The organism is Pantoea nemavictus (genome assembly GCF_037479095.1).
Taxonomy (GTDB): Bacteria; Pseudomonadota; Gammaproteobacteria; order Enterobacterales; family Enterobacteriaceae; genus Pantoea; species Pantoea nemavictus.
The window spans coordinates 2,656,353-2,668,147 of sequence record NZ_JBBGZW010000001.1 but is presented as its reverse complement, the minus strand read 5'-3'; the positions used below and the strand labels follow the sequence as shown (position 1 = coordinate 2,668,147).

The 11,795-nt window shown below is 52.1% G+C and carries 15 protein-coding genes; 11 read left to right on the top strand and 4 right to left on the bottom strand.

Going from position 1 to position 11,795, the window contains the following annotated elements; all coding sequences use genetic code 11:
* The 3 genes from mlaD to mlaF are packed head-to-tail and all read right to left on the bottom strand — an operon-like array spanning position 1 to position 2,144.
* Positions 1-537 (bottom strand): outer membrane lipid asymmetry maintenance protein MlaD, encoded by a 537-nt coding sequence (gene mlaD / locus WH298_RS12155; RefSeq protein ID WP_007886634.1) that lies wholly within the window; start codon positions 535-537, stop codon positions 1-3.
* A gap of 4 nt (positions 538-541) precedes the next feature.
* Positions 542-1,324: a lipid asymmetry maintenance ABC transporter permease subunit MlaE gene (gene mlaE, locus WH298_RS12150; RefSeq protein ID WP_007886633.1), complete on the bottom strand. Its 783-nt coding sequence runs from the start codon at positions 1,322-1,324 to the stop codon at positions 542-544.
* Positions 1,325-1,328: 4 nt separating this feature from the next.
* The gene (gene mlaF, locus WH298_RS12145) at positions 1,329-2,144 is read right to left on the bottom strand and encodes a phospholipid ABC transporter ATP-binding protein MlaF (protein ID WP_007886632.1); all 816 of its coding nucleotides are present in this window, start codon (positions 2,142-2,144) and stop codon (positions 1,329-1,331) included.
* 228 nt (positions 2,145-2,372) lie between these two features.
* Here mlaF and WH298_RS12140 point away from each other — a divergent pair, with 228 nt between their 5' ends.
* The 11 genes from WH298_RS12140 to npr all read left to right on the top strand — a co-directional run bounded on the left by WH298_RS12140 (position 2,373) and on the right by npr (position 10,374).
* Positions 2,373-3,356: a calcium/sodium antiporter gene (locus WH298_RS12140; protein ID WP_007886631.1), complete on the top strand. Its 984-nt coding sequence runs from the start codon at positions 2,373-2,375 to the stop codon at positions 3,354-3,356.
* A gap of 12 nt (positions 3,357-3,368) precedes the next feature.
* Complete coding sequence (gene kdsD / locus WH298_RS12135; protein WP_007886630.1) at positions 3,369-4,349, top strand: arabinose-5-phosphate isomerase KdsD; 981 nt, start codon at positions 3,369-3,371, stop codon at positions 4,347-4,349.
* 13 nt (positions 4,350-4,362) lie between these two features.
* Positions 4,363-4,929 (top strand): 3-deoxy-manno-octulosonate-8-phosphatase KdsC, encoded by a 567-nt coding sequence (gene kdsC, locus WH298_RS12130; protein ID WP_007886627.1) that lies wholly within the window; start codon positions 4,363-4,365, stop codon positions 4,927-4,929.
* A complete protein-coding gene (gene lptC, locus WH298_RS12125) occupies positions 4,926-5,504 on the top strand; it encodes an LPS export ABC transporter periplasmic protein LptC (RefSeq protein WP_049851351.1) in 579 nt (192 codons plus the stop codon). The genes kdsC and lptC overlap by 4 nt, the downstream gene beginning before the upstream one ends.
* Entirely contained in the window at positions 5,473-6,027 is a 555-nt protein-coding gene (lptA, locus tag WH298_RS12120) for a lipopolysaccharide ABC transporter substrate-binding protein LptA (protein ID WP_007886625.1), read from the top strand. The genes lptC and lptA overlap by 32 nt, the downstream gene beginning before the upstream one ends.
* A gap of 5 nt (positions 6,028-6,032) precedes the next feature.
* Positions 6,033-6,758: an LPS export ABC transporter ATP-binding protein gene (gene lptB, locus WH298_RS12115; protein WP_007886624.1), complete on the top strand. Its 726-nt coding sequence runs from the start codon at positions 6,033-6,035 to the stop codon at positions 6,756-6,758.
* Between the two features lie 48 nt (positions 6,759-6,806).
* Positions 6,807-8,246, top strand: a complete 1,440-nt coding sequence (gene rpoN / locus WH298_RS12110; protein ID WP_007886620.1) for an RNA polymerase factor sigma-54 — start codon at positions 6,807-6,809, stop codon at positions 8,244-8,246.
* Between the two features lie 21 nt (positions 8,247-8,267).
* Positions 8,268-8,555 (top strand): ribosome hibernation promoting factor, encoded by a 288-nt coding sequence (gene hpf, locus WH298_RS12105; protein ID WP_007886619.1) that lies wholly within the window; start codon positions 8,268-8,270, stop codon positions 8,553-8,555.
* A gap of 160 nt (positions 8,556-8,715) precedes the next feature.
* Positions 8,716-9,198 (top strand): PTS IIA-like nitrogen regulatory protein PtsN, encoded by a 483-nt coding sequence (gene ptsN / locus WH298_RS12100; protein ID WP_175501705.1) that lies wholly within the window; start codon positions 8,716-8,718, stop codon positions 9,196-9,198.
* Between the two features lie 52 nt (positions 9,199-9,250).
* Entirely contained in the window at positions 9,251-10,105 is an 855-nt protein-coding gene (rapZ, locus tag WH298_RS12095) for an RNase adapter RapZ (RefSeq protein ID WP_049851350.1), read from the top strand.
* Positions 10,102-10,374, top strand: a complete 273-nt coding sequence (gene npr / locus WH298_RS12090; protein ID WP_007886615.1) for a PTS phosphocarrier protein NPr — start codon at positions 10,102-10,104, stop codon at positions 10,372-10,374. Before rapZ ends, npr begins: the two co-directional genes overlap by 4 nt.
* Positions 10,375-10,379: 5 nt before the next feature.
* On the opposite strand, the gene mtgA is transcribed toward npr, so the two are convergent.
* A complete protein-coding gene (gene mtgA / locus WH298_RS12085) occupies positions 10,380-11,102 on the bottom strand; it encodes a monofunctional biosynthetic peptidoglycan transglycosylase (RefSeq protein ID WP_180822954.1) in 723 nt (240 codons plus the stop codon).
* Positions 11,103-11,795 lie beyond the last annotated feature (693 nt).

Sequence of the window (11,795 nt, the reverse complement as noted above, 5' to 3'; positions counted from 1 at the left end):
TTATTCCGTTGTTGCAGGTGTTGCTGGTGCGCTCTCCGCACCCTGGGATTTATCGTCGGGCTTGTTGTCACCGCTCTTATAAAGGAATTGACCAATTAGATCTTCCAGTACTAATGCCGACTTGGTATCGCGCAGAGTACCGCCATCTTTCAACATGGCCGAACCTAGTTCGGGATCGTCAAAACCTAAATTAAGCGCCAGGAACTGCTCGCCGAGCAGACCTTGAGTACGAATCGCTAATGAGCTGGTGTCCGGAATTTTATTGGCATATTTATCGCTGATATCCATGGTCACACGCGGCGAAAGCGTCTTCTCATCCAATGAAATATCCGCTACCCGACCAATGAGCACACCGCCAATTTTTACCGGCGAGCTAACTTTTAATCCGCCGATATTATCGAAGGTGGCATACATCTTCCACGTCGGCTCGGTGCCGATGGTTTTGAGGTCGGCAACGCGCAGACCGAGGAATAACAGCGCTAACAGCGCAGCCAGCATGAAGACGCCTACCCAGATTTCGCTTTTCTTGCTTTGCATTGCATCAATTCCCAAACATCAGTGCTGTCAGCACAAAATCCAAACCGAGTACCGCCAGTGAAGCATGCACTACAGTACGCGTCGTCGCCCGACTAATCCCTTCCGAGGTCGGGATGGCATCATAGCCATTAAACAGCGCAATCCAGGTTACCGTGACGGCAAAGACCGCGCTTTTGATCATGCAGTTAACGACATCCGTGCGGAAATCCACTGCGTTTTGCATCGCCGACCAGAAGAAGCCGGGATCGATACCTTTCCAGCTCACCCCAACCAGCGCACCACCCGCAATACCCACCGCGGTAAAAATCAGCGCCAGCAACGGCATGCTGATGAAGCCAGCCCAGAAACGTGGAGAGACAACGCGACGCAGCGGATCCACCGCCATCATCTCCATACTGGAGAGCTGCTCAGTCGCTTTCATTAACCCAATTTCCGCCGTCAATGCGGAACCCGCACGACCCGCGAACAGCAACGCCGTCACCACGGGCCCCAGTTCACGCAGCAGCGAAAGCGCCACTAACATGCCAAGGCTGGTTTCCGCATTGTAGGTGGTGAGCACCAGATAGCCCTGTAGGCCCAGCACCATGCCAATAAATAGCCCGGATACCACGATGATCAGCAACGATAACACGCCCACGCTATATAGCTGTTTTACCAGCAGCGGCGCATGTCGACGAAACGCCGGCTTACCCACCAGCGCATGAAATAGCATGAGGCCTGCGCGGCCAAAAGCGGCACAGGTATTAATCCCCTGACGTCCAAATGACGCTAGCGCCTGTAACAACATCAGTCTACGTTCTCCCTGAGCGGGTCAAGTCGCTGAGATAATCGCCAGCGGCAAAGCGGAACGGCACCGGACCATCCGCATGACCCTCAATAAACTGGCGCACGCGCGGATCAGGATTTTCCCGCAGTTCCGGCGCACTGCCCTGGGCAATGATTTTTTGTCCGGCAACAATATAGGCATGATCGGCAATGCTCAAGACCTCAGGCACATCGTGTGAAACCACAATGCATGTCAAACCTAATGCATGATTAAGCTCATCAATTAACTTAACTAGCACGCCCATGGTGATCGGATCCTGCCCCACAAAGGGTTCATCGAACATAATCAGTTCCGGCTCCAGCGCAATTGCGCGCGCCAGTGCGGCACGGCGCGCCATGCCGCCAGAAAGTTCTGCTGGCATCAGTTTAGCTGCCCCACGCAAACCCACCGCTTCCAGCTTCATTAGCACGGTGCTATGCAATAATTCCGGCGGTAACCGCGTATGTTCACGCAAAGGCCAGGCCACGTTTTCATACACGTTGAGATCGGTAAAAAGTGCACCTGACTGAAAAAGCATGCTCATTTTTTTGCGTGCTTCATACAATTTGGTGCGTGAGAGCGTCGGGATGTTCTGATCGCGGAACCAAATCTCACCTTTATCAGGCTGCAATTGTCCACCAATCAGACGCAACAGCGTGGTTTTACCAATACCTGACGGACCCATAATTGCCGTAACTTTACCGGCGGGTACGGTTAAAGAGATGTCGTCGAAGATGGTACGATCTCCGCGCGTGAAACTGACGCCACGAACCTCAACCAGATTCGTTTGCTGCTGGATCATCTTTACCTCTTTTATGCGGATCGGGCGTTATCAAAGCTGTGGATGTTAGCCTGTTAACCTCGAATGCACGATAGTTTTACAGAAACTTACCCACTTGGTGTGGCGAAAACGGCCTTAAAATTTACTTTTGCCTCTCAGACAGTCAAAATCAGCGCCTATTACCGCACGCAGCATCTATTTACCTGTCGGACAAGGTTCGCCGACACCTCCATCCATCAAGGATTTTTAATGTTCGTAGCCTCTGCCTTGCTGTTTATCGGATTGATTTTACTGGTTTACGGTGCTGACCGTCTGGTATTCAGTGCCGCGATCCTTTGTCGATCCTTTGGCATCCCACCGCTGATTATTGGCATGACGGTGGTGAGCATTGGCACATCATTACCGGAATTGATTATTTCGTTTTCGGCCGCACAGCACGGACAAATGGATTTAGCGGTTGGCACCGCGCTGGGTTCCAACATCACAAATATACTTTTAATTCTGGGTGGCGCGGCGCTGCTGCACCCATTGACAGTACACTCCAATCTGATTCGGCGCGAACTGCCATTAATGCTGCTCGTCTCGCTGCTCAGCGGCATCATGCTGTTTGATAATCATCTCAGTCGTCTCGACGGCGTCGCGCTGCTGCTGATTGCGCTGGGTTATCTTTTGGTGGTGATCCGCATCGCCCGCCGTGCTGAACGTGATAATAACGACACTCTCACCCGCGAACAGCTGGCCGAACTGCCGCGCGATGAAGCTGGCAATACCGTGGCTTTTCTTTGGCTGGCGGTCGCGCTGATTATTCTGCCGATGTCGACACGCATGGTAATCGACAACGCCACCGTCTTTGCCGACTACTTCGGTGTGAGCGAACTGGTAATGGGCCTGACGTTGATTGCCGTTGGCACCAGCTTGCCTGAATTGGCGACCGTCGTGGCAGGCGCGCTGAAAGGTGAAGACGATATCGCCATCGGCAACCTGATCGGCGCCAATATCTTCAATCTGGCGATTGTGCTCGGTCTGCCGGCACTGATTCATCCCGGCAGCATTGATGCGCATGCCTTTGCGCGTGATTACTGGGTGATGCTGGCAGTTAGCGTGCTGTTCGCCCTGCTCTGTCTGCTGCGCAAGCGCCGCATTGGTCGTATCGCAGGCACGCTATTATTAGGTGGATTTGTCGCGTGGGTGCTGTGGTTGTGGTTCAGCCCCATGCTTATCACAAGCTATTAAGGACGGACTGGCATGTCATATCAGCAACCGGATTTCGATTTTCAGCGAGCGGGAAAAGCGGTGCTGCGCATCGAACGCGAAGGGCTGGAGCAGCTTGATCAATATATCAATGATGATTTCGATCGCGCCTGCGCGATGATCTTTGCCTGCCGCGGCAAAGTGGTGGTGATGGGCATGGGTAAATCCGGGCATATCGGTAAAAAAATGGCCGCGACCTTTGCCAGTACCGGTACGCCTTCATTTTTTGTTCATCCCGGTGAAGCCAGCCATGGCGATCTCGGCATGGTGAGCACTAACGATGTGGTCATTGCGATTTCCAACAGCGGTGAATCCGGTGAAATTCTGGCGCTGATACCGGTATTAAAGCGCCAGAAGGTGCAACTTATTTGCGTCACCGGCCGCCCGGATAGCGCAATGGGCCGCGCTGCAGATGTGCATCTGTGCGTAAAAGTACCGCAGGAAGCTTGTCCACTTGGCCTGGCGCCGACCACCAGCACTACGGCAACGCTGGTGATGGGCGATGCGCTGGCCGTGGCGCTGCTGGAAGCACGCGGCTTTACCCAGGAAGACTTTGCGCTCTCGCATCCTGGCGGTGCGCTGGGCCGCAAATTGCTGCTGCACGTCAGCGATATTATGCACAGCGGCGATGAGATCCCGCACGTGAGCCGGGATGCGTCCATGCGCGATGCCCTGCTGGAAATTACGCGTAAGAATCTCGGCCTGACGGTAATTGTTGATGACCTGATGAAAATCGAAGGCATTTTTACCGATGGTGACTTACGTCGCGTGTTCGATATGGGCATCAATTTCCAGACGGCCAGCATTAAGGATGTCATGACCAGCGGCGGCATTCGCGTACGCCCTAATATGCTGGCGGTCGACGCCCTTAATCTGATGCAAAACAAAAACATCACCGCCCTGCTGGTGGCCGATGACGATCGCCTGCTCGGTGTGGTACATATGCATGACATGCTGCGCGCTGGCGTGGTCTGAACAGGAAGAGATAATGAGTGCTGAAACGGCGATGGTTGAGACCTGCTACGGTCCGGTGAGCGCAGAGGTGATGGCGCGTGCCGCGCAGATTCGCCTGCTGATTTGTGATGTCGATGGCGTCATGTCCGATGGTGTGATTTATATGGGTAACAGCGGTGAAGAGCTGAAAGCGTTTAACGTGCGCGATGGTTATGGCGTGCGTTGCCTGCTGACCTCCGGCGTTGAAGTGGCTATTATTACCGGCCGCAAAGCAAAACTGCTGGAAGATCGCTGCAAGACGCTCGGCATTACGCATCTTTACCAGGGACAATCAGATAAGCTTTTGGCCTGGCGTGAACTCCTGGATAAACTGTCACTAACGGCCGAGCAGGTGGCGTACATTGGCGATGACCTGATCGACTGGCCGGTAATGGCGCAGGCGGGGTTAAGTGTTGCCGTTGCCGATGCTCACCCGGTTTTACTGCCGCGCGCGCATTATGTTACCCGCATTGCCGGCGGACGCGGTGCAGTACGTGAGTTGTGCGATCTGATTTTGATCGCGCAGAACAAATTTGAGGATGCCAAAGGGCAATCAATATGAGTAAGAGCAGGCGTTGGATGACGCTGATTTTAGCCTTGATCGCCTTGGTGCTGATCGGCTGGAATCTCACCAACCAGGATGACGACAAAACGCCGGTGGCGACCAACGATCAAGAGCCAACTTACACCAGCGAGAAATCCAATACGGTGGTGTATAACCCTACGGGTGCGCTGGGCTATAAGCTTGTCTCGGATAAAGTGACCTACTTTTCAGCCGATGAGGTAAGTTGGTTTGATCATCCGGTGATGACCACGTATGACGAAAATAAAGTGCCGACGTGGTCGGTGCGTGCCGATAAGGCAAAGCTGACTAAAGATCGTATGCTTTATCTGTATGGCAACGTTGTCGTCAATACGTTGACTCAGGATTCACAGCTTGAGCGCATCCTTACCGATAATGCTCAGGTAAATTTGGTCACCCAGGACGTGACGTCTGACGATCAAGTCACCCTTTTTGGCCGCAGTTTTAATTCCACTGGCATGAAAATGCGCGGCAATTTACGGACGAAACATGCTGAGCTGCTTGAAAAGGTCAAAACTTCCTATGAAATTCAAAATGAACAAAAACAGCCTTAAGTTATTGCTGGTGAGTACCCTGCTGGCAACCAGTTTGCCCGCGCTGGCGTTAACTGGCGACTCAGACAAGCCCGTTAATATTGACTCGGTCAATCAGGCGCTGGACCTACAAGGCAACGTCGCGACCTTTACCGGCAACGTGATTGTGACCCAGGGTTCAATCAAGATTACCGCCGATAAAGTGGTGGTAACACGTCCTGGTGGCGACAGTAAGAAAACTATCGTTGATGCCTACGGTAATCCAGCCACCTTCTATCAAATGCAGGATAACGGTAAGCCGGTGCAAGGCCATGCCAGTAAGCTGCACTATGAGTTGGCGAACGATTTCGTTGAGCTGACGGGAAATGCCTTTATTCAGCAGCAGGATAGCAATATTAAAGGCGACCGCATCACATACCTGGTGAAAGAGCAGAAGATGCAGGCTTTCAGCCAGGGTGAGAGCAAGCGCGTGACCACCGTTCTGGTACCGTCGCAGCTGCAGGATAAAAACGGTTCCTCCGCGAGCCCTAAAAAGAGTAACTGATTGCTATGGCCACACTAATCGCTGAGAACCTGGCGAAAGCCTACAAAGGCCGCCGCGTGGTGGAAGATGTTAGCCTGCAGGTAAAATCCGGTGAGATTGTCGGCCTGCTGGGCCCCAACGGTGCGGGTAAAACCACCACGTTTTACATGGTAGTAGGTATTGTGCCGCGCGATGCGGGGCGTATCGTGATTGATGATGAAGATATCAGCATTCTGCCGCTGCACGCACGCGCACGTCGCGGCATCGGCTATCTGCCACAGGAAGCCTCGATTTTCCGCCGCCTGAGCGTGTACGACAACCTGATGGCTGTACTGCAAATTCGTGATGACTTAACGGAAGAGCAGCGCCAGGATCGTGCCAACGAGCTAATGGAAGAGTTTCATATTGCACATTTGCGCGACAGCATGGGCCAGGCGCTGTCAGGCGGTGAGCGTCGTCGTGTGGAAATTGCTCGTGCACTGGCAGCGAATCCGAAATTTATTCTACTGGATGAACCATTTGCTGGCGTTGACCCCATTTCGGTTATCGACATCAAAAAAATCATTGAGCATTTACGCGACAGTGGCCTTGGCGTGTTGATTACCGACCACAATGTGCGTGAAACCCTCGCAGTCTGTGAACGCGCTTATATCGTCAGCCAGGGACATTTGATTGCCCATGGCACGCCTGATGAAATTCTTGTAGATGAGCAGGTTAAGCGTGTTTATTTGGGCGAAGAGTTCAGACTCTGATAAGGTGTTGTAACACCCTACGTTTGCTTAGGAAATTCTAACCGAATTATGAAGCAAGGTTTGCAACTCAGGCTCAGCCAACAGCTGGCGATGACACCACAGTTGCAGCAAGCAATTCGCTTGCTGCAACTCTCTACGCTTGAACTCCAGCAAGAACTCCAACTGGCGCTGGAAAGCAATCCGCTGCTTGAACAAACCGATCTGCATGAAGAAGTCGACGCACGCGAATTTCAGGATCAGGAAAGCGATTCGTTAGACACGCGCGAAGCACTTGAACAGAAGGATATGCCCGAGGAGCTGCCGCTCGACGCGACCTGGGATGAAATTTATACCGCTGGCACCCCTTCCGGCACAGGTACCGATTATCAGGACGACGAACTGCCGGTCTATCAGGGTGAAACGACTCAATCGCTGCAGGATTACCTTATGTGGCAGGTTGAGTTGACGCCTTTCACCGATACCGATCGCGCCATTGCCACCTCCATTGTCGATGCCATTGACGACACCGGCTATCTCACCGTCAGCTTACAAGACATTTATGACAGTATTGGCGATGAAGAGCTGACGCTGGAAGAAGTCGAAGCCGTGCTGAAACGCGTACAACGTTTCGATCCGGTGGGCGTAGGTGCGCGCGATTTACGTGATTGCCTGTTAGTTCAGCTATCGCAATATTCCGCCGCAACACCCATGCTGACAGAAGCTCGTTTGATTGTTAGCGAACATCTCGATTTACTGGCTAATCACGACTTCCGCAGCCTGATGCGCGTCACGCGTCTAAAGGAAGAGGTGCTAAAGGACGCGATGCTGCTGATTCAGTCGCTCGATCCGCGTCCAGGCCAGTCGATCAATACCAGCGAGCCGGAATATGTGATTCCCGATGTGCTGGTGCGCAAAGTCAGCAAACGCTGGACGGTTGAACTCAACTCCGACAGCATGCCGCGCCTGAAGATCAATCAGCAATACGCTGCGATGGGCGGTGCCGGACGTAATGACAGTGACAATCAGTTTATTCGCAGCAACTTACAGGAAGCCAAGTGGCTGATTAAGAGCCTGGAGAGCCGCAACGACACGCTGCTGAAGGTGACACGCTGTATCGTTGAACAGCAGCAGGCGTTTTTTGAGCAAGGTGAGGAGCACATGCGTCCGATGGTACTGGCGGATATCGCTCAGGCCGTTGATATGCATGAATCCACCATTTCCCGCGTCACCACGCAGAAGTATTTACACAGCCCGCGTGGCATCTTTGAATTGAAGTATTTTTTCTCCAGTCACGTCAACACCGAAGGCGGCGGCGAAGCCTCTTCCACGGCGATTCGTGCACTGGTAAAAAAATTGATCTCTGCGGAAAATCCCGCAAAACCCTTGAGCGACAGCAAACTGACCTCCATGTTATCCGATCAGGGCATCATGGTAGCGCGACGTACGGTTGCTAAATATCGCGAGTCTTTATCTATACCGCCATCAAACCAGCGTAAGCAATTGGTTTGACCGAACGAAGAAGGAAGACCTATGCAGCTAAACCTTACCGGACATAATGTTGAAATTACCGAACCTCTGCGTGAATTTGTAAATAGCAAATTTGCCAAACTGGAACACTATTTTGATCGTATCAATCAGGTTTATATTGTTCTAAAAGTAGAGAAGGTAACGCAGATTGCGGATGCAACACTGCACGTCAACGGCGGGGAGCTGCACGCCACATCGGAAGCGGAAGACATGTACGCGGCCATCGACGGGTTAATCGATAAGCTCTCCCGTCAGCTGACCAAACACAAAGACAAACTGAAAAAACACTAACCTTCACGCTTGCAGAGTGCTGACTGATTCGGCACTTAGAGCCAGGATGGGGCGGATTTAACCGCCCCGTTTTGTCATCTGCGCAAGCGCCAACGGGCGTAGGGCAATGAAACCCATTGTCTGCTCCTCGCGGCTATGTGAACTCGCAAGTGAAACGATGATGAACAACGATCTAACACTGGAATTGAGCTCGGTCCTTTCCCTGGACTGTACCCGTAGCGGCGTACACTGCCAGAGTAAAAAACGCGCGCTGGAAATTATCAGCGAGCTGGCAGCGAAGCAGCTCAATCTGCCGCACCAGACGCTTTTCGAAGCAATCCTCACCCGCGAACGTATGGGCAGTACCGGCATTGGCAACGGCATCGCCATTCCACACGGCAAGCTGGAGGAGGACACGTTACGCGCTGTAGGCGTATTTATCAGCCTTGATCAGCCTATCGCTTTTGATGCGGTTGATAACCAGCCGGTTGATCTCCTGTTTGCTCTGCTGGTGCCTGCGGACCAGTGCAAAACCCACTTGCATACGCTTTCGCTTGTCGCCAAGCGTCTGGCGGATAAAACCGTCTGCCGTCGTTTACGCGCGGCACAAAGCGACGAAGAGCTCTACGCCATTATCACAGAAGCTCAGGAAGCACACTCTTAAGCGACAAATACTTTTACCGGCGTCTTCGCCGGTTTAAAACGGGAGAAATGTGATGGTGCTGATGATCGTTAGCGGTCGTTCAGGCTCAGGAAAGTCAGTTGCGCTGCGTGCCCTTGAGGACATGGGTTTTTACTGTGTTGATAACCTGCCGGTCGTGCTGTTGCCAGAGTTGGCGAATACCTTAACTGAACGCAACATCTCTGCGGCGGTTAGCATTGACGTGCGTAACATGCCTGAATCGCCGGAAGTGTTCGAAGCCGCGCTCAATAATTTGCCCGACACCTTCTCGCCGCAGCTACTTTTTCTTGATGCCGATCGCAATACACTGATCCGTCGCTACAGCGATACACGTCGCTTGCATCCGCTTTCGAGCAAAAATTTGTCGCTGGAAAGCGCCATTGATGAAGAGAACGATCTGCTGGAGCCACTGCGATCGCGCGCGGACCTGATCATTGATACATCAGAAATGTCAGTCCATGAGCTGGCAGAAATGCTGCGCACGCGCCTGCTAGGCAAACGTGAGCGTGAGCTGACCATGGTGTTTGAGTCGTTCGGCTTTAAGCACGGCATTCCGATCGACGCCGATTATGTTTTCGACGTGCGCTTCCTGCCGAACCCACACTGGGATCCCAAACTACGTCCAATGACCGGTCTGGATCGTCCAGTAGCGGCGTTCCTAGATCGTCACACTGAAGTGCATAATTTCATCTATCAAACGCGCAGCTATCTGGAACTGTGGCTGCCGATGCTGGAAACCAATAACCGTAGCTATCTGACCGTCGCCATTGGTTGTACCGGCGGGAAGCATCGCTCAGTGTATATCGCTGAACAACTAGCAGATTATTTCCGCTCACGCGGCAAAAACGTGCAGTCTCGTCATCGCACTCTGGAAAAACGTAAATCATGAGCGTGAAGCAAACCGTTGAGATTCGAAACAAACTGGGCATGCACGCGCGCCCGGCAATGAAGCTGTTTGAGCTGGTGCAGAGCTTTGATGCGGAAGTGCTGTTGCGCAATGAGTCCGGCACTGAAGCCGAAGCCAGCAGCGTGATTGCGCTGCTGATGCTCGACTCAGCCAAAGGCGGCCATATTGAAATCGAAGCCAGTGGTCCGCAGGAAGTGCAGGCACTGGCAGCAGTTATTGAACTGTTTGAAGCGGGCTTCGACGAAGACTGAGCGTTTTAGTGCAGCTTGTAACGATTCAGGAAGCCCTCTCCGCCCAACTGCCGCATCTGACGCATAATCCATTGCTGACGCTGGCGAGTGTAGCCTGAGGGCGCATCGGCGCGGAAACGGATCGGATTGGGCAATACCGCCGCTAATAACGCCGCTTCCGACATCGTCAGGCGGCTGGCGGGTTTATGGAAGTAGCGCTGGGAAGCCTCTTCGACTCCAAACACGCCGTCGCCGAATTCAGCAATATTCAGATAAACCGTCAGGATACGACGCTTAGTCCAGACGGTTTCAATTCCCACCGTTAATCCCGCTTCCAGCCCTTTGCGCATCCAGCTACGCCCATCCCAGAGAAACAGATTTTTCGCCGTCTGCTGTGACAAAGTTGATGCGCCGCGCATGCGCTCTTTACCCTCGTTATCCAGCACTGACTGGATGGCATCGACGTCAAAACCCCAATGCTCAGGAAACTTTTGATCTTCCGAAGCAATCACTGCCAGGGCCATCCACGGTGAAATCTCATCCATGCCGATCCAATCCGAGTGCGCCACATAATCAAAGCGCCCATTGAACCAGGCACCAATCTGCCGCTCGACCATCACCGCGGAGAACGGCACAGGTATAAACGCAAACAACAAAATGCCCGCTAGCCAGATGCCAAGCCAGGCGAGCAGTACTTTTGCAATCAGCAGTTTAATTCGTTTTCCCAGCGTCCCTTTACTCTTACTCATGCAATTTTCTCTTACCTGTTCCCTGTATTAATCAATCACCCAAGTCATGATAGCGAACACTCGCGTCTCACCACCAAAATTTATCCACATACACCCAATGCCATGAGGGTTAATTGTTGCCTACGCAACCAACGTTCCTCTATTAGAGCCAATCACATCAAGCACTTCCATTAAAAAGGAATCGGTTCCATCGCGTTACACCGGGCAGATGCTGCAGGCTTGCACACTTAACTAAATGTGATATCGCTCACGTAAAATCTTTCACAAAGCTTAACTATAATTTTTAGTAGTGTTCGAAGATGCTCATTGTTGAGCAAGACCATTCTGAAAAACACCGCTGAATTGGTGCCATCCTGTGCACATTCTGGCGCAGTATTGGTAAAGCGATTTATCGCACGTTTGGTTTACATAATTCATTAAACTGGAAACTGGAACTTTCTGCTGATGGTTTCCAAAACGTTTTGGACAACCCAGCGGGAAATGGAAATTTACTATTTAATATCAGCACGTTAATCTTACTTAACTTCAATTTTTCGCCCGATTGAGTTTTTCGCCGCATCTGCCGGCCTTTTCCTGCTGTCGAGTGAAGCAAAACCAGGCAAAAAACAGATTAATTGGTCAAAAAAGGTGCAATATGGCAAAGAAATTAATTCCTTGCTTGACTGTGTCAGCAAATTAATGTTTTCTGTATTT